25 protein-coding genes are annotated in these 20,810 nt (G+C 44.9%); 15 read left to right on the forward strand and 10 right to left on the reverse strand.

What is annotated here, in order from left to right; all coding sequences use genetic code 11:
* Positions 1–4: 4 nt before the first annotated feature.
* Both mlaE and mlaF read right to left on the reverse strand, forming a co-directional pair.
* On the reverse strand, positions 5–781 hold the full coding sequence (gene mlaE, locus BGK61_RS03050) for a lipid asymmetry maintenance ABC transporter permease subunit MlaE (protein ID WP_076012042.1): 777 nt from the start codon (positions 779–781) through the stop codon (positions 5–7).
* Positions 778–1,578, reverse strand: a complete 801-nt coding sequence (gene mlaF / locus BGK61_RS03055; protein WP_076012041.1) for a phospholipid ABC transporter ATP-binding protein MlaF — start codon at positions 1,576–1,578, stop codon at positions 778–780. Before mlaF ends, mlaE begins: the two co-directional genes overlap by 4 nt.
* Positions 1,579–2,163: 585 nt before the next feature.
* Between mlaF and BGK61_RS03060 the strand changes: the two genes are divergently transcribed.
* The 12 genes from BGK61_RS03060 (at position 2,164) to mgtE (ending at position 11,543) form a co-directional block, all read left to right on the forward strand.
* Entirely contained in the window at positions 2,164–3,120 is a 957-nt protein-coding gene (locus tag BGK61_RS03060; RefSeq protein WP_014997395.1) for a calcium/sodium antiporter, read from the forward strand.
* Between the two features lie 2 nt (positions 3,121–3,122).
* On the forward strand, positions 3,123–4,103 hold the full coding sequence (locus tag BGK61_RS03065) for a KpsF/GutQ family sugar-phosphate isomerase (protein ID WP_076012040.1): 981 nt from the start codon (positions 3,123–3,125) through the stop codon (positions 4,101–4,103).
* Positions 4,104–4,652 (forward strand): 3-deoxy-manno-octulosonate-8-phosphatase KdsC, encoded by a 549-nt coding sequence (gene kdsC, locus BGK61_RS03070; protein ID WP_076012039.1) that lies wholly within the window; start codon positions 4,104–4,106, stop codon positions 4,650–4,652.
* Positions 4,649–5,227 carry an LPS export ABC transporter periplasmic protein LptC gene (gene lptC / locus BGK61_RS03075; protein ID WP_014997392.1) on the forward strand — a complete coding sequence of 193 codons (579 nt, stop codon included), beginning with the start codon at positions 4,649–4,651 and terminating at the stop codon, positions 5,225–5,227. The genes kdsC and lptC overlap by 4 nt, the downstream gene beginning before the upstream one ends.
* Entirely contained in the window at positions 5,196–5,750 is a 555-nt protein-coding gene (gene lptA, locus BGK61_RS03080) for a lipopolysaccharide transport periplasmic protein LptA (protein WP_014997391.1), read from the forward strand. The genes lptC and lptA overlap by 32 nt, the downstream gene beginning before the upstream one ends.
* A gap of 2 nt (positions 5,751–5,752) precedes the next feature.
* The gene (gene lptB / locus BGK61_RS03085) at positions 5,753–6,478 is read left to right on the forward strand and encodes an LPS export ABC transporter ATP-binding protein (RefSeq protein WP_014948343.1); all 726 of its coding nucleotides are present in this window, start codon (positions 5,753–5,755) and stop codon (positions 6,476–6,478) included.
* 73 nt (positions 6,479–6,551) lie between these two features.
* Complete coding sequence (locus tag BGK61_RS03090; RefSeq protein ID WP_014997390.1) at positions 6,552–8,033, forward strand: RNA polymerase factor sigma-54; 1,482 nt, start codon at positions 6,552–6,554, stop codon at positions 8,031–8,033.
* Between the two features lie 30 nt (positions 8,034–8,063).
* Positions 8,064–8,351: a ribosome hibernation promoting factor gene (gene hpf, locus BGK61_RS03095; RefSeq protein ID WP_012517338.1), complete on the forward strand. Its 288-nt coding sequence runs from the start codon at positions 8,064–8,066 to the stop codon at positions 8,349–8,351.
* Between the two features lie 13 nt (positions 8,352–8,364).
* Positions 8,365–8,808, forward strand: a complete 444-nt coding sequence (ptsN, locus tag BGK61_RS03100) for a PTS IIA-like nitrogen regulatory protein PtsN (protein WP_014997389.1) — start codon at positions 8,365–8,367, stop codon at positions 8,806–8,808.
* Positions 8,809–8,892: 84 nt separating this feature from the next.
* Positions 8,893–9,738 carry an RNase adapter RapZ gene (gene rapZ, locus BGK61_RS03105; RefSeq protein WP_014997388.1) on the forward strand — a complete coding sequence of 282 codons (846 nt, stop codon included), beginning with the start codon at positions 8,893–8,895 and terminating at the stop codon, positions 9,736–9,738.
* A complete protein-coding gene (locus BGK61_RS03110) occupies positions 9,738–10,010 on the forward strand; it encodes an HPr family phosphocarrier protein (protein WP_014997387.1) in 273 nt (90 codons plus the stop codon). The genes rapZ and BGK61_RS03110 overlap by 1 nt, the downstream gene beginning before the upstream one ends.
* Positions 10,011–10,184: 174 nt before the next feature.
* On the forward strand, positions 10,185–11,543 hold the full coding sequence (mgtE, locus tag BGK61_RS03115; RefSeq protein ID WP_014997386.1) for a magnesium transporter: 1,359 nt from the start codon (positions 10,185–10,187) through the stop codon (positions 11,541–11,543).
* A 52-nt stretch (positions 11,544–11,595) separates the two neighbouring features.
* Here mgtE and BGK61_RS03120 read toward each other — a convergent pair whose 3' ends face one another.
* Positions 11,596–12,348 (reverse strand): winged helix-turn-helix transcriptional regulator, encoded by a 753-nt coding sequence (locus BGK61_RS03120; protein WP_076012038.1) that lies wholly within the window; start codon positions 12,346–12,348, stop codon positions 11,596–11,598.
* 221 nt (positions 12,349–12,569) lie between these two features.
* On the opposite strand from BGK61_RS03120, the gene BGK61_RS03125 reads away from it, so the two are divergent.
* Positions 12,570–13,385, forward strand: coding sequence for a spondin domain-containing protein (locus BGK61_RS03125; RefSeq protein WP_076026007.1), 816 nt, complete (start codon positions 12,570–12,572; stop codon positions 13,383–13,385).
* A gap of 12 nt (positions 13,386–13,397) precedes the next feature.
* The gene (locus tag BGK61_RS03130) at positions 13,398–14,228 is read left to right on the forward strand and encodes a spondin domain-containing protein (protein WP_076026008.1); all 831 of its coding nucleotides are present in this window, start codon (positions 13,398–13,400) and stop codon (positions 14,226–14,228) included.
* Between the two features lie 237 nt (positions 14,229–14,465).
* On the opposite strand, the gene BGK61_RS03135 is transcribed toward BGK61_RS03130, so the two are convergent.
* From BGK61_RS03135 to rplM, 7 genes are all read right to left on the reverse strand, one after another.
* Positions 14,466–14,939, reverse strand: coding sequence for a ClpXP protease specificity-enhancing factor (locus BGK61_RS03135; protein WP_083648698.1), 474 nt, complete (start codon positions 14,937–14,939; stop codon positions 14,466–14,468).
* Positions 14,936–15,568: a stringent starvation protein SspA gene (sspA, locus tag BGK61_RS03140; RefSeq protein WP_012517332.1), complete on the reverse strand. Its 633-nt coding sequence runs from the start codon at positions 15,566–15,568 to the stop codon at positions 14,936–14,938. Before sspA ends, BGK61_RS03135 begins: the two co-directional genes overlap by 4 nt.
* A 168-nt stretch (positions 15,569–15,736) precedes the next feature.
* Positions 15,737–16,471 (reverse strand): cytochrome c1, encoded by a 735-nt coding sequence (locus BGK61_RS03145; RefSeq protein ID WP_014997381.1) that lies wholly within the window; start codon positions 16,469–16,471, stop codon positions 15,737–15,739.
* The gene (locus BGK61_RS03150; protein WP_014948332.1) at positions 16,468–17,733 is read right to left on the reverse strand and encodes a cytochrome b; all 1,266 of its coding nucleotides are present in this window, start codon (positions 17,731–17,733) and stop codon (positions 16,468–16,470) included. The genes BGK61_RS03145 and BGK61_RS03150 overlap by 4 nt, the downstream gene beginning before the upstream one ends.
* A gap of 1 nt (position 17,734) precedes the next feature.
* The gene (petA, locus tag BGK61_RS03155; RefSeq protein WP_014948331.1) at positions 17,735–18,367 is read right to left on the reverse strand and encodes a ubiquinol-cytochrome c reductase iron-sulfur subunit; all 633 of its coding nucleotides are present in this window, start codon (positions 18,365–18,367) and stop codon (positions 17,735–17,737) included.
* A 436-nt stretch (positions 18,368–18,803) separates the two neighbouring features.
* Positions 18,804–19,196 (reverse strand): 30S ribosomal protein S9, encoded by a 393-nt coding sequence (gene rpsI / locus BGK61_RS03160; RefSeq protein WP_014948330.1) that lies wholly within the window; start codon positions 19,194–19,196, stop codon positions 18,804–18,806.
* A gap of 12 nt (positions 19,197–19,208) precedes the next feature.
* Complete coding sequence (gene rplM, locus BGK61_RS03165; protein WP_014948329.1) at positions 19,209–19,637, reverse strand: 50S ribosomal protein L13; 429 nt, start codon at positions 19,635–19,637, stop codon at positions 19,209–19,211.
* Positions 19,638–19,908: 271 nt separating this feature from the next.
* Between rplM and BGK61_RS03170 the strand changes: the two genes are divergently transcribed.
* The gene (locus BGK61_RS03170; RefSeq protein ID WP_076012129.1) at positions 19,909–20,808 is read left to right on the forward strand and encodes a transporter substrate-binding domain-containing protein; all 900 of its coding nucleotides are present in this window, start codon (positions 19,909–19,911) and stop codon (positions 20,806–20,808) included.
* The last annotated feature ends 2 nt before the right edge of the window (positions 20,809–20,810 follow it).

Below are 20,810 nucleotides of genomic sequence, written 5' to 3' on the forward strand. Positions count from 1 at the left end.
TCCCCTACTCGATACCAAACATAAGGGCGGTTAGCACGAAGTCCAGCCCTAATACTGCTAATGATGAATAGACCACCGTTTCGGTAGTCGCTTTGCTGATCCCTTCCGATGTTGGAATGGAATCGTAACCTTTAAATATGGCAATCCACGTCACAACTAAGGCAAACACGAGGCTTTTTATTACGCCGTTGACGACATCCTGGTTCCAATCTACTGTCGACTGCATAATTGACCAGTAACTGCCTGCATCAACCCCTAGCCAGTCAACGCCCACTAAATGACCGCCTAAAATACCAATTGCACTGAAAATAATGGCAAGCATTGGCATTGCTAACATCCCCGCCCAAAAGCGAGGAGCAACAATACGCCTTAGTGGATCTACCGCCATCATCTCTAAACTACTTAACTGCTCAGTGGCTTTCATAAGGCCAATTTCAGCAGTCAACGCTGAACCAGCTCGCCCAGCGAAAAGTAATGCCGTTACCACTGGACCAAGTTCACGCAGAAGTGACAACGCCACCATGGGACCTAAACTCCCTTCTGCACCGTAATCCACTAATATGGTGTAACCTTGTAGGGCCATTACCATGCCGATGAACAATCCCGACACCATAATGATCAGTAGCGACTGAACCCCAACTACGTAAAGCTGTTTAATCACCAACGGAATATTCTTAACCCGTGGAACAGCAATCAACGCACCAAATAGCATAAGCGCAGCACGTCCAACCGCAGTAACCTTCGCTATCGTTTTAGCGCCTATCGATTGGAAAAACTTCATTTATCTGCCCCTAAAAAACTGGTTTTCAAATCAGGTGCTGGATAATGAAACGGTACCGGTCCATCGGCCTTACCTTTCAGGAACTGCTGTACTAATTCAGAATCACTCTCTCTAATTTGCTGCGCCGTTCCTTCGCCAATAACGCGCTTGTCGGCCAGGATATAAATATAATCGGCAATAGTAAGCACTTCGGTCACATCGTGAGTTACTACAATACTGGTTAGACTAAGCGCGTCGTTTAGTTCACGAATAAGCTTCACCAGCACGCCCATTGAGATAGGATCTTGCCCGGCGAAAGGTTCATCGTACATGATTAAATCTGGGTCTAACGCGATTGCCCTTGCCAGCGCGGCTCGGCGCGCCATACCGCCAGACAATTCACTAGGCATTAGTTGAGCAGCACCGCGTAGGCCAACTGCCTGTAGCTTTAAAGCGACAATTGTAGCAATCACGTCTTCCGAAAGCTTGGTGTGTTCACGAAGTGGAAATGCCACGTTATCAAACACACTCATATCGGTAAAAAGCGCACCACTTTGAAAAAGCATGCTCATTCGACGGCGAGTTTCATAAAGCGATTTTCTCGACATAGAAACAATTGAATCGCCGTCAAATCGTACGTCGCCTTCATCTGGCGTTAACTGCCCACCAATAAGGCGCAGCAACGTGGTTTTACCTATACCGCTTGGTCCCATTACCGCAGTAATTTTACCTTTAGGTACCTTTAATGAAATCCCATCATAAATGATGCGATCTGCACGCTTAAAGGTGAGGTTATCTACTTCAACTAAATGATCCATAGTTACTTAAATGTCGACCCCTGACGTTGGACTGAGACCGTTTTTACGACGCGTTCAATCCTTTTAGAAAATATTAAATGTATAAGAGCAATGTGAGTATACAATTTCTGTGCCTTTACCCTGTATTCACTCTTAAGGTTTACTGCACAGTTTACTTTATGAGCGCTTAAAATCAAAAAAGTTTACTCATCAGTGTACTTTTTTCACCTTCGTTCGCCAGACGTATCAATGAGAACACTGTCTGGGCGGTGTAATTTGGTGTCATTGTACGCTTTTTCAAGGCGCTCTCCAAAGCCAAAAAGTTACAAGTTATGTTCGATTAAGACGAATGTTAGGTATCTCGCGCCCAAGTGCCCATCTAGTATGCTACAAGCCTCCCAAGTCAATCCTAATACCATCCTATTTTGTTGTTTCTTAACTGAAACTGAACACGATGCACACTGAGCGATAGTAGATGACGCTTAACGTTTTCAGCGGAATTTTACGTCAATTGACAGCATTTGGTGAAAATAAACCGCCGCGAGCATAGGCAAATGGCACTCTTTTTGCGACAATCTAGCGAAATACTTTCTATTACAGGTTGTTGTGCTTTTAAACATTGTCATTTTTCTTGTTGGGCTGATTGTTCTTAGTTGGAGCGCCGACCGTTTTGTTTATGGCGCCTCAGCATTAGCAAAGAACATTGGTATTTCTCCAATGATGATCGGATTAACGATTGTCGCCATGGGATCTTCTGCACCTGAAATTGTGGTTTCCGCCATTGCCTCTGCGAATGGCAACATGAATACCGCAGTGGGTAACGCGCTAGGTTCTAACATTACAAATATCGCACTTGTATTAGGTATAACGGCGCTCGTAAAACCCTTACTGGTTTCGTCCACCACGTTAAAACGCGAGCTCCCTGCACTTCTTATTATCTCGTTAATCGCTATAGGCTTTATGTTCGATGGTGAACTGAAGTCTTATGAAGGGATTATTTTGCTGGGCTTGTTCATCTTCGTATTGGCGATGATGGCTTGGTTGTCGCTGCAGGTAGATAAAGAAGACCCGCTTGTTGCCGAAACCGCTGACGAAATTCCGAAAGGCGTTTCAAACACCTCTGCGCTTATTTGGATTGGTGTTGGCCTTGTAATACTGCCATTAAGTGCTCACTTCTTGGTGAACTCAGCAGTAGAAATTGCAAGGTACATGGGTATTTCTGACCTGGTTATTGGACTGACAATTATCGCTTTTGGCACCAGTCTTCCAGAATTGGCCGCCAGTGTAGCTGGTGTACTTAAAGGTGAAGACGATTTAGCGCTAGGTAATATCATTGGCTCAAATATCTTTAATTTGCTTGCGGTACTTGGCATGCCAGGCTTAATTGCTCCTGGTATTCTGGACCCTGACGTTTATAACCGGGATATGTACGTCATGCTTGGTTTAACGTTAATACTGTTTTTGTTCAGCTTTGATTTAATTGGCAAACGTACAATATCAAGAACAAATGGGTTCATACTTCTGGCTTGTTTTATCGGCTATCAATTCTGGCTGTTCGGATAATCATGAATACACAAACTCAGATGAACTATATCGACTCGGCAAAGCGCGTTATTGAAATTGAAACGCAAGCCATCGCTAATTTAGCAGATCGCTTAGACAGTGAATTTATCGCTGCCTGCAATATTCTCTTTGCCTGCAAGGGAAAAGTGGTCGTGAGCGGTATGGGAAAATCTGGGCATATCGGCAATAAAATTGCCGCTACCTTAGCCAGTACAGGAACGCCTGCTTTTTTTATGCACCCAGGTGAGGCCAACCATGGCGACCTAGGTATGTTGAGTAAAGGGGATGTTTTACTAGCGATATCTAACTCTGGTGAAACCAACGAACTGGTTAACTTGCTGCCAGTTGTTAAACGCTTGGGCATACAAGTGGTTGCCATGACCAACAGTGCTTCTAGCTCATTAGGGCAGCACGCCGACGTCGTTATTGATATTAGTGTAGAGAAAGAAGCTTGTTCGCTGGGGCTAGCGCCTACTTCAAGCACCACTGCCACACTGGTCATGGGTGACGCTTTAGCGGTAGCACTTCTCGATCAAAAAGGTTTCACTTCAGATGACTTTGCGCTTTCGCACCCTGGCGGTAGTTTGGGCAGAAAACTTCTGCTTAAAGTCAGCGATATCATGCTAAGCGGTAGTGATATCCCTCTTATCAATGCAAGCGCTTCAGTAGCTGATGCATTGTTGGAAATCTCCAAGAAGGGCTTGGGAATGACAGGCGTAGTTGCGGTAGATGGAACGCTGAGCGGCGTATTCACTGACGGCGATTTGCGACGAATTCTGGATGCCCGCATTGATGTGCATAGCGCAACAGTGGAAGAGGTGATGACCAAAGGCGGTAAAACCACGTCTGCAGATCAACTGGCTGTAGAAGCGCTTAATTTAATGGAAACCCACAAAATTAGCGCTCTGATGGTTACCAACAACGAGCGCAAACCCATTGGAGCCTTTAACATGCATATGCTGCTTAAAGCGGGAGTGCTTTAAATGATCACTACTTTGTACACGGAAATAGACGGTCCGCTTTTTGCAAAACTAGCCAAAATCAAATTGCTTGTGTGTGACGTTGATGGTGTGTTCTCAGATGGCCGAATTTATCTGGGCAATGACGGTGAAGAGCTTAAAGCTTTCCACACCCGCGACGGATATGGCGTAAAGGCATTGGTAAGCAACGGCGTGAATGTTGCTGTTATTACTGGGCGTCGCTCTGCTATCGTAGAAAATAGAATGAAGGCACTTAATGTTGCCCACATTATTCAGGGCGAAGAAAATAAAGCTGATGCGCTTGGCGAGCTTATGGAAAGTCTTGAGTTAAGCGCTGATGAAGTGGCAGCAGTGGGTGATGACATGCCCGATACAGGTATGTACAGACACGTGGCGGTTAAAATTGCCGTTGCCGATGCCCATCCTTATGTGGCAAAACAAGCAAACTGGATTACCACCCTTCCTGGAGGGTTTGGTGCGGTCAGAGAAATTTCGGATACCATTTTGCAGGCCAAAGGAATTACGAACGAGATTTTTGGAGCAAGTGTATGAGCCTGTTCGGCTTTAATCGCTTAGGGTTGAGTATATCAGCGCTATTTATTTTGGCGATGTTGATGTACATCCCTACGTGGATGGAAGAGCAGCCCGAAACACAGGGCAATCGTGAAAACGATGCGTTGAAGCCCGCATACAAGGCTAAGAATTTAACGACTACGCTTTACAACCACGACGGTGAGTTGAACCACAAAGTGTTTGCAGAATCCATGGAACACTATGATCAACTAGGTTTTGTACTGTTTCAGCAGCCTAAGTACACCCTTTATACGGAAAGTGCGTCGTCACCTTGGGTGGTAACGGCAACAGAAGGTACGCTGTACAACAACGAGCTAATCCAATTGGAAAACCAGGTTAATATTGAGAACCAAACTGGCGATGACTTTGTCAGAAGTATATCGACCGAGTACATTCAAATTAATTTAGAAACCAAGCAAATGACGTCTGATCAACCCGTTGAGATAGTGGGCACGCAATACGTCATTTTAAGCAATGGGTTTAACGCGAATTTACGCACACAAGAATACGAGCTTTTAGATCATGTACAAACCACTTATTCCCCTAGTAACTAGTTTATTGCTTGCCATTGCAAGCGGTGCGGTGCACGCCAGTGAAGATGATTTTTCGCAGCCCATTAAAATAGGTTCGAATAGCCAGTTTATCGATGGCAAAAATAAAACCGCACTGTACAAAGACAACGTACTCATTACTCAGGGCTCTCTGGTTATCGAAGCTGACGAAGTGGAAGTTATTGCCACTGACGGTGGCGGTCGCGAAATATTTATCGCTAGAGGCAAACCAGCAAGCTACTCGCAAAAATTAGAAGATGGTACCCCTGTATCAGCAAAGGCCAATGAAATACGCTACGAGGTGGTAAATCGCACTATTTCCTTAGCTGGCAATGCAGAATTGAAACAAGACACCAGTAGAGTGCAAGGTGACAACATCACATTCGATATGATTACCGAGCAATTACTTGCCACTGGCGGTGCTGGTAAAGATGGAGAAGGTCGAGTAACTACTGTATTTACCCCTGAATCCATTCGAAAAACGTCGTCAAAGAAAGACAAAAACGACAACGAGGGCAATGAATAGCAATGGCTACCTTAAGCGCTAAAAACCTTGCTAAGGCGTACAAATCAAGACAAGTAGTACGAGACGTCAGTCTTTCTGTCTCAACCGGTCAAATTGTTGGTCTTCTCGGCCCAAATGGTGCTGGTAAGACCACTACATTTTATATGATCGTTGGCTTGGTTAATTTAGATAAGGGCAAGATCGAAATAGACGACAATGAGCTTACTCATCAGCCTATGCATGAGCGCGCACGCCGCGGAATTGGCTACCTTCCACAGGAAGCGTCTATTTTTAGAAAGCTAACGGTGCATGAAAATATCATGGCCATTTTGCAGACCCGTAAAGATTTAAATTCACAGCAGCAAGAAGAAGAAGCGGATGCGCTACTTGATGAATTTAATATTAACCATATACGTAATAGTACGGGAATGAGTTTGTCAGGGGGCGAGCGCCGTCGTGTTGAGATTGCACGCGCACTGGCTGCGAAACCTCAGTTTATTTTGTTAGACGAACCCTTTGCTGGTGTTGATCCGATATCAGTTAATGATATAAAGAAGATAATACAACATCTTCGCGATAGGGGCATTGGAATCCTTATCACGGACCATAACGTACGAGAAACATTGGATGTTTGTGAAAAGGCGTACATTGTGAGTCATGGCGAGCTTATTGCGCAAGGAACAGCGGAACAGGTTTTAAGTAATCAAAAAGTAAGGGATGTATACCTAGGCGAACAATTCAGGCTATAGTTAATGTAACCGAATTGTCATTTTTCAGTTTCGCTCTGGTATATTCAATTTAGAGCATTTAAATAAGACGTAGATGAAACCATCTTTACAGCTAAAATTTAGCCAACAACTTACCATGACACCTCAGCTTCAGCAGGCCATTAAACTGCTGCAGCTTTCTACACTTGATCTTCAGCAGGAGATCCAAGAAGCGCTCGACTCTAATCCGCTATTGGAAATTGAAGAAGGTAACGACGAGCCACAGTTAGAAAAGAATAATATCGACAACGATGACAGCGGCTCTGAGGCCACTGCTTCTGCGTCTAGTGACACGTTAGAAGCGGGCGATGCACTAGAGAAAAATGACCTTCCCGACGAGCTACCTATCGATAGCACGTGGGATGAATATTACTCAGCTTCATCTGCGCCAGCTCCAGGCCCGTCTAATGACGACGAGCAAATCTTTCAAGGTGAGACCACAGAAGACATTCAAGAACACCTTCTGTGGCAAATGCGCCTTACTCATTTCTCTGACACTGACCGCGCTATCGCCACGGCTATCATCGATTCTATTGACGAGTCAGGCTATTTGACCGTTACGCTAGACGATATTTTAGAAGCAGTTAACGACGATGATATGGAAGAGCCGATAGAAATGGACGAAGTTGAATGTGTGCTGAAACGCATTCAAATGTTTGATCCCATTGGTTCAGGTTCTCGCTCTCCGCAAGAGTGCCTTATGGTGCAATTGCGTCAGTTTTCAGAAGACACGCCGTGGCTTGCTGAAGCGAAACAACTGATTGAAGAGTACTCTGACTTACTGAGCAGCAAAGACTACCGCACCCTAATGCGTAAAAGCCGATTGAAAGAAGATCAGCTACGCGAAGCAATGCGTTTACTTCAAACCTTGAATCCTCGCCCAGGTAGTGCTTTAGTTACTAAAGAGCCTGAGTATGTTATTCCTGATGTCTCAGTAACCAAGAAAAATGGCCGTTGGGTGGTTGAGCTGAACCCCGACAGTCTGCCTAAATTAAGCGTAAACCAACAGTACGCTGCAATGAGTCGCCGTGCGAAGAATAGTAGCGACTCACAATTCATCCGCTCACACATGCAAGAGGCCAAGTGGTTCATTAAAAGCCTTGAATCTCGTAACGAAACCTTGATGAAGGTTGCAAACTGCATTGTGCAGCAACAAATGGGCTTTTTTGAGCACGGCCCGGAAATGATGAAACCAATGGTGCTAAATGATGTCGCAGAAATGGTAGATATGCACGAATCGACTATTTCGCGTGTGACAACGCAAAAGTATATGCATACGCCACGTGGAATTTTCGAATTGAAGTATTTCTTCTCTAGCCACGTTGCAACTGAGTCTGGTGGTGAATGTTCATCTACAGCGATTCGTGCATTGATCAAGAAATTAGTGGCAGCTGAAAAGCCTAGCAAGCCGCTAAGTGATAGCAAGATTGCTTCATTGTTGGCCGAACAAGGCATTAAAGTTGCCCGGCGAACAATAGCAAAGTACCGGGAATCGTTGTCGATCCCGCCGTCGAACCAACGCAAGAGCCTTATTTAAACGGGCTTAATAATATAAGGAAGACGAAATATGCAAATCAACCTTACTGGTCATCATGTCGAAATCACCGACTCTTTGCGTAATTATGTCGATACGAAGTTCAGCAAACTTGAACGTCACTTTGATCACATTTCTAATGTGCATGTCATCCTGAACGTTGAAAAATTAAATCAAAAAGCCGAAGCGACCGTTCATTTAAGTGGCGCTGAAGTATTCGCATCCTCAGAAAATACCGACATGTATGCGGCGATTGACAGCATGGTTGATAAACTCGACCGGCAGGTAATCAAGCATAAGGAAAAACTGAAAAAACATTAGTAGTTAATTAAGCATGGATATACAAGCCATCGTAAGTCTGGACCGCACCGAGTGTGCGGTTCAGTGTAATAGTAAAAAGCGAATTCTTGAGATCATCGCTGATATTGCCGCCAAGCAAAACGAGAACATCGATCAGGCGACAGTACTCAACAGTTTAATGGCTCGAGAACGCATGGGTAGTACAGGCATAGGCAATGGTATCGCCCTGCCCCACGGCCGTTTAGCGGGTCTTGAGAAAGTGATAGCCATTGTTGTAACCAGCACGCCAGCTATCGACTTTGACGCCCTTGATGAAAAGCCCGTAGACATCTTTTTTGCGCTACTCGTTCCCGAGGAGCAAACCGAAGGACACCTACAAACGCTAGCCACCGTGGCTGGCAAACTAAGCGACAAAGAAACGATTAAAGCTATACGTCGCGCAACGACAAGCGACGAAATTCTTTCTGCATTAAGTTAATCATTGTGCGCCTAAGTATTGATAGTTAGGCGCGTAATTCGACAACGTGTATGCGATAAAACCAGAGTATTAGGGAGAAATTAGGTGAAGCTGATCATAATCAGTGGTCGTTCGGGTTCTGGTAAATCTGTCGCACTCCGCGCATTGGAAGATTTAGGTTATTACTGTGTTGATAATATCCCAGTAAACTTGCTTCCCACACTAACTCATACTGTTGTTGATGAGTATGATCAGGTAGCGGTAAGTATTGATGTTCGAAACTTGCCTAAGAATCCTGACGATTTGGTAGAAATACTAGACTACCTTCCTTCTTCGTGGTCGATGACCATCGTTTACATTGATGCAAGCGATGACGTATTGGTTAAGCGCTTTAGCGAAACCCGACGCCTTCATCCCCTTGCTAAGCTCAATAAATCGTTATCTGAGGCGATTAAAGCTGAATCTGCCCTACTTGCACCTATCGCAGAGCGAGCAGATTTATACTTAGATACCGATAAGCTGACCATTCACCAATTGGCTGAATTGATTCGAGAGCGCATACTGGGTAAGAAGAGCTCACGCCTTGTGCTTGTTTTTGAATCTTTCGGCTTTAAGCACGGTATTCCTAAAGACGCAGATTACGTTTTTGACGCGCGCTTTTTACCAAACCCACATTGGGAGCCCGATCTTAAGCACTTGACTGGTTTAGATGCGCCTGTGGAAGTATTTTTAGGCTCACAGCCCGTAGTGACTAAGTTTGTATGGCAAATTCAAAACTTAATTACTACTTGGCTTCCACATTTAGAGCGCAATAACAGAAGTTATGTGACCGTGGCGATAGGCTGTACTGGTGGGCAACACCGTTCGGTTTACATCGCACAAACCTTGTCAAAAACTTTCAGTGAAATTCACCCCGATGTCCAAATACGCCATAGAGAGCTGAATCAGTAATGACTATTCAAAAAACGCTAACTATCGTCAACAAATTGGGTTTGCACGCAAGAGCGGCAACTCAATTGGTTAAACTTGCTAATCAGTTCGACGCTAAAATCATCTTAAAAAAAGGCGATAAAGAAGCAGACGCAAGCAGTGTATTGGGGTTAATGATGCTTGAAAGCCATCAGGGTGAACAGGTTGATGTGATAGTGGATGGGAATGATGCTGTTGATGCCCTTGCTGCCATTGAAGAGCTTATCGAGGGTAGGTTTAACGAAGACGAATAGTCATCCCAGTCCTATACGTTGACGAATTAATCAACACTTAGCGCAGTTATCTTAAAATCCTGCGCAAAACCTACGCAATTATCATGACAGACTCATCATAATTGCGATATTCTACGCCCACTTAGGCTCAATGGCCTGCATTGTTCATCTTTTAGCTTGTAGGAATAACGCCTTATGGCAGAAGCGCTTGTTTCTAAATACGTACAAACCCAGTTACGCGCAATTAACGCCGCGTTGACCAACGGGCAATTTGTATCTGTACGTAAGCTTCTGCTTGAGTTACCTCCTTCTGACGTTGCCCATATCCTTGAATCTAGCCCCAGCCGAACTCGTGACGAGCTGTGGGAGCTTATTGATGGCGACTTCCACGGCGATATTTTAGAGGAACTCTCTGACGATGTTCGAAACGGTATCATTACCAAGATGCTTCCTGCCAATGTAGTTGATGCACTTGAAGAAATGGATACCGATGACTTGGCGGAAACGCTAAGCAGCCTTCCCGAGCCGGTATTGGCAGACATTCTAGATTCAATGGATGCACAGGACCGTGTTCGCGCAGAACAGGCACTGTCTTATGGTGAAGAAACCGCTGGTTTCATCATGAACACAGACACCATCACTTTGCGTCCTGATGTCACCATAGACGTGGTTTTGCGTTACATTCGCTTGAAAGGCGAGCTGCCAGAAAATACCGATACGTTTTACGTTGTTAATAGAACTGACAACCTCGTTGGTATTGTGCCTGTTACCCGTTTACTTACCGCCGATACCGACGAGAAAGTCTCTGACGTTATGGACGAAGAATCGGAAGCCATCCCCGTCAATATGCCAGACGATGAAGTGGCGAGTCTTTTCGAACGTTATAATTGGCTTTCTGCACCGGTCGTTGATGAAAATCACCGCTTAGTAGGTCGAATTACTATCGATGACGTGGTTGACATTATTCGTGAAGACGCCGAGCACTCTATGATGAGTATGGCCGGTCTTGATGATGACGAAGATACCTTTGCACCCGTTATGCAAAGTACCAAACGACGCTCTGTATGGCTGGCAGTTAACTTAGTGACAGCGCTCATGGCTGCCATGGTGAGTGACCTATTTGAAGCAACGCTCAGCCAGCTGGCTGTATTGGCTATTTTAAATACCATTGTTCCCAGCATGGGTGGTGTAGCCGGTAACCAAACGTTAACCCTTGTTATACGCGGTATGGCACTAGGCCATGTTAACGCCAGTAACAGTCGATGGCTTATCACAAAAGAGCTATCAATCGGTTTTCTGAACGGTGCAATATGGGCAGTGCTTATCGCCTCTGTTATTGCATTGTGGAAGCAAGACTATATGCTTGGCGTTATTATTGCCTTCGCTATGTTGGTCAATATGATTGCTGCAGGCCTTGCCGGTGCAACCTTACCCATGATCATGAAGCGGCTTAAAATAGACCCTGCACTTGCTGGCAGCGTTATTTTAACCACAATAACCGATGTAGTAGGTATTTTTGCCTTCTTAGGTACTGCAACGCTGTTTTTAATTTAAACCTACACTGAGGGTGTAACAGATAAAGTCTGGCTGGGTTTAAAAGTAGAACTCAGGCACTCAATGCTCTAGCTATATAGCCATTAATATTTAGTTTGTAACCCACACCCCATACGGTTTCTACTAGCTGACCACCATTTTCAATACTGTTTATTTTGTCGAGCTTACTGCGCAGCCGATTGATATGGGTGTTTACCGTATGCTCATACCCCTCATGATTGTACCCCCATACCTCACTGAGCAACTGATTGCGTGAAAACACTTGATTTGGATGACGACAAAAGTAATCCAGTAACGTAAATTCTCTCGCCGTTAACGACAGCACTTGGCCGTTTATCGTTACACTATGATAACGCTGATCTACCTTAAGCGGTCCTACTTCAATGCTTCCCTCGATATCTTGAGAAGCTCTAAACTGTTCCTGGTGAAGAATACTTCTGCGCATATGAGACCGAATACGGGCAGAGAACATACGTTCATTAAAAGGACCTGATAGATAGTCATCTACCCCTGCTTCGTAGTAATTAGCCTCATCTACAGCATGGTCAGCTTCCTGTATTACCGTTTCATCACTCTCCACCGCCATTACCCAGCTTTCTGGTGCAGTTTCTACCAAGTTTTTAACACGCTGATGACACATAACATTTCTGTGTGATTCCACAATAACGAGCGAATAATGCTGTGCTCTAAGCAGAGATTCTGCTGAGTGAAAGTTAGAGACTGCATCGTGTAGAAAGCAATGCTTACCTAAGCATTGGGATATGTTCTGTTGAAACTTATTTCCACTGTAGATGAGAAGGATCATATCTCGCTCCTAGTTCGCCGATAACAACCAAGACCGGAGCGGTCGTATTTTTATTCCACACTAATAATAATTTTTTTACATGATCTTCAATAAAGCAGTTCTAACAGTTCTGTGATTTCTTGAGACAGATCTTTGTGTTTTTTGTGATAGTTCCGTGATGAATTGGACTTTCTACTGGCCTAAATTTTTATGCGTTTTAAGCCATAAACAAGGACTATGAAATGAAACTCAATAAACTTGCCAGTGTAGCGTTACTAACGCTTGCGACAACATCATTAAGCCATGCGGTTACCTTAGATATTGAAATTACCAACTTAACTCAGGCGCAAAGTTTTACACCGCGCTTAGTTATTGCCCACGACGACACGGTCGATGCCTTTGAAGTAGGGCAACCCGCATCAACTGCACTAGCGTGGTTAGCTGAAGCAGGTGTGATTGATGACGCGCAAAACGCTGATTCAAGCGGAATGAACTTTGAAGCGTTGCTTGGCCCAGTTGATACTGACAATGGTGCAAACACGTGGCATCGATTTGACGGTCTACTCGCGCCAAAGTCAACCTTAAGCTATCCGTTTGACACTATGGGCAAACCTTATCTTTCGCTACTGTCCATGTTAATACCTACTAATGATGCTTTTGTTGGCATGGACAGTATTGAAATTCCAACCGAGCCAGGTACCTATACCTACTACCTTAATGCATATGACGCAGGTACCGAGCTTAATGATGAGCTAAACAGCGCCCGTACAGACGTTGTTGAAGCCGAAACTGGAAATGCATTAGGTGGATATGGCGTACCTGGTGTTGCAGGCGGCGGCGCGCCAACTCGCATTGTCGACTTGGGTACTGGTGGCACTGGCGTTGGCGCACAAATCGTTAACGGCGAAATTGAAGATGGCGAAGACGGCCCCGTTCACATCCACCGTAATACACTAGGCGATACTGACAACGCTGCTGGGGCGAGTGATTTGGACTCTACTGTACACCGTTGGTTAAACCCAGTTGCCCGCGTTGTTATTACTGTTCCTGCCCCATAAGGAGCCAAGATAATGAATAATTCAATAATAAAACTCAGTACATTATTGTTATTTTCAGCTCTGCTTACTGCCTGTGGAGACGATGGCGATACCGGCCCGCAAGGTCCGGCTGGCCCTCAAGGGGAAGCGGGTGCTGATGGACAAGACGGTGCAGACGGCCAAGATGGTATCAACGGTAATTCAGCGGTTTATACCGTTCAAATTACGAACTTAACCTACTCTCAGCCTTTTGCACCTGCCGCCGTAATACTACATGAACCTGGCTTCAATGCTTTCGAAGAGGGCGAACCTGCCAGCATGGGCATAGAAATTATGGCTGAGGGCGGCGACCCGTCAATGGTTATCACCGAAGCCATGGACTCAACAGACTTTTTGGATGCGCAAAACTCAGGAGGAATACTGGGTCCGCGTTCAATGGGCGAAGAACTAACCCTTGTGGTGCCTGAACTCGACGCTGATGCTTTGCGTCTTACCGTAACCACCATGTTGGTCAACACTAACGATGGGTTTACCGGTTTGAATGCGGCAAATGTAAGTAATATGGCAATAGGTGATAGTAAAACCTTCATGACAGTAACCTGGGATGCGGGAACAGAGGCAAACACTGAAACAGCTGCTACTATGCCAGGCCCTGCCGCTGGTGCAGCCGGTGGCGGTGGTGAAGCAGCGGGTTACGATGTGGCAAGAGACGACCTTGCCGATGCAGTGAGGCTTCATCAAGGTGTAGTAACTAATGCAAACGCTAATGACCCAAGCCGTGAAGGGCTGTCTACGTCAGTGTTAACCGAAGCTCATCGCTTCGACTTTCCAACCAGCCGCGTGGTAATAACACGAACCCGTTAACTTATCTAAAAGGCAAACACGCATTAAAGCGCCCTATTACACTGGTAATGGGGTGTTTTTATAAGCTTCCCCGCGTCGTTTTACGATATGGCGAGAAGAGACTGGAGTGTGAATGACAACTTCACAGAAAAAGAGGAGATAAGCGCTGGCTTTGATGAGTGGCTAACTTCACAAAGCCAGGCTAATACGTTATTTGATAAGCTACTTAATAAGCTATTTAATTAGCTATTTAATAAGTTACTTAATAACTTTGAGGGTAGGCTTACCCTTCTTAGGTGGAACAGGCGCGTCTTTAACGTCGCTTGCGTCAGCATCTTCCAGCGACGTTGGACCGCTAGGTTGAGGCGTATCTTCAGACGTATCTGTACGCTCTTGCTGAGTACGGGCCACATCTTCTTCAGTGGCAAATACCGTACCTGCACCATTTTCCCTTGCGTAAATTGCCATTACCGCTTCACAAGGCATGCTTAATCTTCTGGGTTGCCCAGAGAAGCGTGCTTGAAACGATAAGCCATCTAAATCAAGAGAAAAGTTAACACACGCACTAGGCGATACGTTTAAGACGATTTGACCATCTTTCACGAACTCCTGAGGTACTTCAACCAATTCGTTGGTTGCATCTACCACAATGTACGGCGTTAAATCGTTATCAACAATCCACTCATAAAAAGCCCTAAGCAAATAGGGCTGGTTTGACGTCATAGATGTCATAGCGGGTTGTGGATCTCACGCTCTTGGTCAGTCAAAGACGCTTTAAATGAGCTACGAGAGAAAATACGGTTCATGTAAGCGTTAATTTCTTTGCTGCCAGCGCCGTTTAGTTCGATACCTAGTGCAGGTAAACGCCATAATAACGGAGCAAGGTAGCAATCTACTAAGCTGAACTCTTCGCTCATGAAGTAAGGCATTTCACCAAATACAGGCGCTAGTGATAGCAATGCTTCACGTAGCTCGTTACGCGCTGCTTCTACGTCGCCTTCGCCACGGAAAATACGGGCAGCAAGCGAGTACCAGTCTTGCTCGATGCGGTGCATCATAAGACGGCTTTGACCACGTGATACTGGGTAAACCGGCATAAGTGGTGGATGAGGGAAACGCTCATCAAGGTATTCCATGATGATGTGCGACTTGTAAAGTACAAGTTCGCGATCAACTAGAGTTGGAACAGTACCGTAAGGGTTAAGCTCCAACAGATCTTCAGACAAGTTGCTAGGATCTGTATAGCTGATTTCAACACCCACACCTTTTTCTGCCAACACAATACGCACCTGGTGGCTATAAATATCAATTGTGTCAGAGAACAACGTCATAATAGAACGTTTATTCGCGGCTACGGCCATTCAATTTCCTCCGTCGAGAAACAAGTTTACGCTTACAAACGGTAAGCTTATTACGTTAACTCGTGCTACCTGAAGAGCCTATTGAGAAGGGTTTTCAGGTAGCACGAGTAAATACCAAAAAAAGGGGGCGAGAAGCCCCCTTTTCATATTATACATAAATCTGCGCGATTAGTGCACTTCTCGCCAGTATTCTTTCTTCAGTAAGTAAACAAATACAAACAATACTGCGATAAAGATAAGTACCCACTTACCGATTTTGTGAGATTCAAGTTTAGAAGGCTCACCTGTGTACTCTAGGAAGTTCACGATATCAGCAACGGCTTGGTCGTACTCGTCAGGAGACATTGCGCCAGTACCATCTGACTTGATGCCTACATAACGCTTAACCATTTCGCCATCAACCATTTGCTCTTCATAAGTACGTGTTGGTGTACCTTGAAGTGGTTGAAGTACGTGTGGCATACCTACTTCTGGGAATACTGTGTTGTTCACACCAAATGGGCGGCTTTCGTCAACATAGAAAGAGCGCAGGTAAGTGTAAATCCAGTCTTCGCCACGAACACGAGCCACTAGCGTTAAGTCTGGTGGAGCAGCACCAAACCAGCCAGCAGCCGCCTCTTCAGGCATTGCACGAGTAATGTAGTCAGACACTTTTTTACCCGTAAACTGCAGGTATTCTTGACCTAGTTCGTCAGGAATACCCAAGTCTTGGAATGAACGCTGATAGCGCTGATACTTCATTGAGTGACAGCCTAAGCAGTAGTTCATAAATAATTGTGCACCGCGTTGTAAAGACGCCTTATCGGTTAAATCGATAGGCGCTTTATCTAGGTGTACGTTCCCGCCTGCCGCAAGCGCTACGCCAGGTAGGAAGAAGGCTAAAAAGCACATCATTTTTTTCATTTAGAAATCCTCTCTGGCACAGGTTTAGTGTTTTCGTTTTTGCTGTACAAGAACAGTGCTACGAAGAAACCGAAGTACATTACCGTTGCAACTTGCGACGCAATGATTTTCCAGTTTTCTTGTGGCGTACCACCTAGGTAACCTAGGAAGATAAACACAATTGCAAACACGATAAGGTTTACTTTGTGTAGGCCACAACGATAGCGCCATGACTTAACGCGACCACGGTCTAACCAAGGCAGGGCAAATAGCGCAGCAATTGCACCGAACATTGCTAATACACCGAATAGCTTATCAGGTACCGCTTTTAGTACCGCGTAGAACGGTGTGAAGTACCAAACAGGGAAGATATGCTCTGGTGTTTTAAGTGGGTTAGCAATTTCAAAGTTAGGGTGCTCTAGGAATTTACCGCCCATTTCAGGGGCAAAGAACAGCACGTAAGTGAACAATGCTAAGAATACACAGAACGCCACTAGATCTTTAAGCACGATGTGCGGGAAGAACGGCAATACGTCATCGGCAATGTCGTACTTGCTTGTGTAGTATTCATGAATTTCATATTTCGTCTTTTCAGACTCAGGCAGTGAACCTTTCTTATGCTTGATAGCAATACCATCAGGGTTGTTAGAACCCACTTCGTGAAGTGCGATGATGTGAAGGAACACAAGAATAACAATAACCAATGGCAACGCAATAACGTGTAATGCGAAGAAGCGGTTTAGTGTTGCGCCAGAGATAACGTAGTCACCCTGTAGCCAGATAACAAGGTCAGGACCAACAACAGGAATAGCACCAAATAGCGATACGATTACCTGTGCACCCCAGTAAGACATTTGTCCCCAAGGTAGTACGTAACCCATGAAAGCTTCTGCCATAAGCGCTAGGTAAATAAACATACCAAACACCCATAGAAGCTCACGAGGCTTCTGATAAGAGCCGTAAATCATGCCACGGAACATGTGTAGATATACCACAATAAAGAACGCCGATGCGCCAGTACTGTGCATGTAACGGATAATCCAACCGTAGTCGATCTCACGCATGATGTATTCAACAGAAGCAAATGCGCCTTCTGAAGATGGAACGAAGTTCATGGTCAACCAAATACCAGTAACAATCTGGTTCACCAAAACGATAGTTGCTAGAAAACCGAACACATACCAGAAGTTCATGTTCTTTGGAGCAGGATATTGAAGAGCGTGCATATTCGCAACGCGCATCATTGGGATGCGTTCTTCAATCCAACCTAGGAAAGCATTCATATTACACGGCCTCCGCTTCTGAACCGATGATGATGTTATTGTCATCAACGAATTGATATGGCGGTACAACCAGGTTCAACGGTGCAGGAACGTTTTGGAATACACGTCCAGCCATGTCGAATTTCGAACCGTGGCACGGGCAGAAGAATCCATCTGGAACGCCTTCAACCACTTCTTCAAATGCACCGTCTTTAAGGTGCTGTGGAGAACAACCCAGGTGAGTACAGATACCAACAAGGATAAGGTACTCTTCCTTCATTGAACGGAAACGGTTTTGAGCAAAGGCAGGCTGCTGCTCAGCTTCAGAGTTAGGATCTTTCAGCTTATCTTCGTGTGCGCCTAGTTCTTCAAGAATTTCAGGCGTACGACGTACAATCCACACAGGCTTGCTTCGCCACATCACACGTACTAACTGTCCAGGCTCAATCCCGCTGATATCTACTTCAACGTCAGCACCGGCGGCTTTCGCTTTGGCGCTCGGATTCCAGGACGCAATAAAAGGCACAGCAGCACCAACGACACCTACACCACCAACTACCGACGTGGCAACGGTCAAGAACCGACGACGAGTGTTGTTTTCTGGCTGGTTTTCATTGTGTGCAGACTCTGTTGCATCTACAGATACATTGCTCATCCACATTTCTCCAGGTTTGGATAATTATGATGTGTAACCCAAGCTTATACTGGTTTTATCACGCTTGCGTCATGCATCATATGGCTTGTCATGACAGCGACGTAACAGCAAAAATTTACTGATTTACGAAGTCACGAAAGTTTTCAAAATTTTCGACCGCAAATGATAAAAGAAAAGCCCTTATAAACACAAGGTTTTACTGATATTTAAGCGACAATTTAATTCAAAAGGTGTGTTTAGGTTTAGTGAGGGAAAGGCCTAAAATCAAGGTTTTGGACAATATTAGGTAAGATAGCGGCTACAAATTAAACCTTTGTTATGAAAAATAGAACCACGCGAGCTTTGCTTTGTACCAAGGCACAAAGACTCTCAGTAAAACACAGGCAATAAAAAACCCGGCATAAGCCGGGTTTTTGCAATACAAAAAACGTAAAAATTAACGCTTTGAGAATTGAGGACGCTTACGCGCTTTGTGTAGACCAACTTTCTTACGTTCAACGCGACGTGCGTCACGAGTAACGAAGCCAGCTTTACGAAGTGCTGGACGTAGTGCTTCATCATACTCCATAAGAGCACGAGTAAGACCGTGACGGATTGCACCCGCTTGACCGTTAGAACCACCACCTTTAACAGTGATGTATACGTCAAACTTTTCAGTCATTTCAACAAGTTCAAGTGGCTGACGAACAACCATGCACTCTGTTTCACGACCAAAGTACTCGTCAAGAGCGCGTTGGTTTACTTTAATGCTACCTGTGCCTGGACGTAGGAACACACGAGCAGTAGAACTTTTGCGGCGGCCTGTGCCGTAGTATTGAGTATCTGCCATGTTAATAGCTCCTTAAATGTCCAAAACTTGTGGTTGCTGTGCGGTGTGCTTGTGCTCTGCACCTGCGTAAACTTTCATTTTACGGAACATTGCGCGACCTAGAGGGCCTTTTGGCAACATGCCTTTAACTGCTTTTTCAATAACCATTTCTGGCTTGTGAGCAATTAGTTTTTCAAAGTTTGTCTCTTTAAGACCACCTGGGTAACCAGAGTGCGCATAGTACATTTTGTCTTGCGCTTTACGGCCTGTTACCGCAACTTTCTCAGCATTGATTACTACGATGTAATCACCAGTGTCCACGTGAGGTGTGTACTCTGGCTTGTGCTTACCACGAAGGCGTAGTGCGATTTCAGAAGCCAAACGGCCTAGAGTTTTGTCTGTGGCGTCTACCACATACCAGTCACGTTGTACCGTTTCTGGCTTAGCAACAAAAGTTTTCATTTTCAAATTCACCCGAATAATATCGTCGTTACTGATTTCTGAACACCAGAAATCACCTTAAAATCAACACAATGACCCCTTCGAGCCGGCTGATTCTTCCACCTTCCCAAAGGTGGGCGTAACTGGGCAGGGCGCGAATTATACAGGAATTGAAGGAAATGCGAACCCCTAAGAACAAAAAATATGGATAAAATTCCATCATCTGCCGATGACATAGAAACAGATTTAAGGTAACGTCAAACTGTTGTGTTCGGAACCAATATAAAAACAAATGAAAATGTCTCGTATCGTAGCCTCATTGATGATGCTACACACGCTACTTGCCGCCGGTGTAAATGCTAAGGAATTGGTATACACACGTGCGTTTGCCGATGATGATTATGGCAATTATCATGTAGCTGTGCTCAATGCCGTGTTTAAGGCAACAAAGGAATATGGCGATATAACCCTTGTCCCTCATCCTCAGCCCATGACGCAAAGTCGTCAGATGCTATCCCTATTAAAGGGAGAAGCAGACGTAATGTGGAGCGTAACGAACCAGGCTCGAGAACAAAAGCTCATTCCTATTAAGCTTCCTTTACTCAAAGGTTTTGCTGGATTCAGAGTGCTTGTTATTAACCCATCACGGCAAAGCGAACTCACCGAAGATGCCGATAGCCGAACCTTGAAAAACCTTACAATGGTTCAAGGCACTGATTGGCCAGATATGGACGTCTTAACGGCAAATGGGTACAAAGTTGAAGGAGAAGACTGGAGTTCGTGGTTTGGCTCAATGTATTCAATGGTCTCTCGCAATCTTGTCGACGCCTTTCCCCGCAATATTATCGAAGTACACCGCGATTTAGAACGCCACAAAGATAAACATGTCTCTTTAGAGCAGTTCCATCTATTAAAATACCCCAACTATGAGTACTTTTTTGTTAGCCCAGATAACCCTGCCCTCGCGAATAGATTGAGATTAGGTCTTGTCAGGATTCTAGATGATGGAGAACTCGAACGTATCTTCGATAGCTTCGAAGGGCACAGAAAAGCAGAAATGCTTGCCGATGCTGAAAGTAGAAAAATTCACGAACTCGGCAACCCAACAATACCTTATAAACTAGATTACGCGCGGTGGGATAAATACAAAGATTTAGCAATACGCGCACTCGAAAAAGAGATGTCAGAGTAAAA

The sequence above is a fragment of the Alteromonas abrolhosensis genome, assembly GCF_001953635.1.
Taxonomy (GTDB): domain Bacteria; phylum Pseudomonadota; class Gammaproteobacteria; order Enterobacterales; family Alteromonadaceae; genus Alteromonas; species Alteromonas abrolhosensis.

What these genes read in the sequence shown, in the direction of transcription:
- BGK61_RS03120 (WP_076012038.1), bottom strand. Translation starts at nt 12,348, where the DNA reads ATGATCCTTCTCATCTACAGTGGAAATAAGTTTCAACAGAACATATCC.
- BGK61_RS03065 (WP_076012040.1), top strand. Translation starts at nt 3,123, where the DNA reads ATGAATACACAAACTCAGATGAACTATATCGACTCGGCAAAGCGCGTT.
- mlaE (WP_076012042.1), bottom strand. Translation starts at nt 781, where the DNA reads ATGAAGTTTTTCCAATCGATAGGCGCTAAAACGATAGCGAAGGTTACT.
- BGK61_RS03130 (WP_076026008.1), top strand. Translation starts at nt 13,398, where the DNA reads ATGAATAATTCAATAATAAAACTCAGTACATTATTGTTATTTTCAGCT.
- BGK61_RS03170 (WP_076012129.1), top strand. Translation starts at nt 19,909, where the DNA reads ATGAAAATGTCTCGTATCGTAGCCTCATTGATGATGCTACACACGCTA.
- petA (WP_014948331.1), bottom strand. Translation starts at nt 18,367, where the DNA reads ATGAGCAATGTATCTGTAGATGCAACAGAGTCTGCACACAATGAAAAC.
- BGK61_RS03090 (WP_014997390.1), top strand. Translation starts at nt 6,552, where the DNA reads ATGAAACCATCTTTACAGCTAAAATTTAGCCAACAACTTACCATGACA.
- BGK61_RS03135 (WP_083648698.1), bottom strand. Translation starts at nt 14,939, where the DNA reads ATGACATCTATGACGTCAAACCAGCCCTATTTGCTTAGGGCTTTTTAT.
- BGK61_RS03125 (WP_076026007.1), top strand. Translation starts at nt 12,570, where the DNA reads ATGAAACTCAATAAACTTGCCAGTGTAGCGTTACTAACGCTTGCGACA.
- lptA (WP_014997391.1), top strand. Translation starts at nt 5,196, where the DNA reads ATGTACAAACCACTTATTCCCCTAGTAACTAGTTTATTGCTTGCCATT.
- rpsI (WP_014948330.1), bottom strand. Translation starts at nt 19,196, where the DNA reads ATGGCAGATACTCAATACTACGGCACAGGCCGCCGCAAAAGTTCTACT.
- lptB (WP_014948343.1), top strand. Translation starts at nt 5,753, where the DNA reads ATGGCTACCTTAAGCGCTAAAAACCTTGCTAAGGCGTACAAATCAAGA.
- rplM (WP_014948329.1), bottom strand. Translation starts at nt 19,637, where the DNA reads ATGAAAACTTTTGTTGCTAAGCCAGAAACGGTACAACGTGACTGGTAT.
- BGK61_RS03150 (WP_014948332.1), bottom strand. Translation starts at nt 17,733, where the DNA reads ATGAATGCTTTCCTAGGTTGGATTGAAGAACGCATCCCAATGATGCGC.
- BGK61_RS03145 (WP_014997381.1), bottom strand. Translation starts at nt 16,471, where the DNA reads ATGAAAAAAATGATGTGCTTTTTAGCCTTCTTCCTACCTGGCGTAGCG.
- ptsN (WP_014997389.1), top strand. Translation starts at nt 8,365, where the DNA reads ATGGATATACAAGCCATCGTAAGTCTGGACCGCACCGAGTGTGCGGTT.
- BGK61_RS03110 (WP_014997387.1), top strand. Translation starts at nt 9,738, where the DNA reads ATGACTATTCAAAAAACGCTAACTATCGTCAACAAATTGGGTTTGCAC.
- hpf (WP_012517338.1), top strand. Translation starts at nt 8,064, where the DNA reads ATGCAAATCAACCTTACTGGTCATCATGTCGAAATCACCGACTCTTTG.
- sspA (WP_012517332.1), bottom strand. Translation starts at nt 15,568, where the DNA reads ATGGCCGTAGCCGCGAATAAACGTTCTATTATGACGTTGTTCTCTGAC.
- mgtE (WP_014997386.1), top strand. Translation starts at nt 10,185, where the DNA reads ATGGCAGAAGCGCTTGTTTCTAAATACGTACAAACCCAGTTACGCGCA.
- kdsC (WP_076012039.1), top strand. Translation starts at nt 4,104, where the DNA reads ATGATCACTACTTTGTACACGGAAATAGACGGTCCGCTTTTTGCAAAA.
- lptC (WP_014997392.1), top strand. Translation starts at nt 4,649, where the DNA reads ATGAGCCTGTTCGGCTTTAATCGCTTAGGGTTGAGTATATCAGCGCTA.
- mlaF (WP_076012041.1), bottom strand. Translation starts at nt 1,578, where the DNA reads ATGGATCATTTAGTTGAAGTAGATAACCTCACCTTTAAGCGTGCAGAT.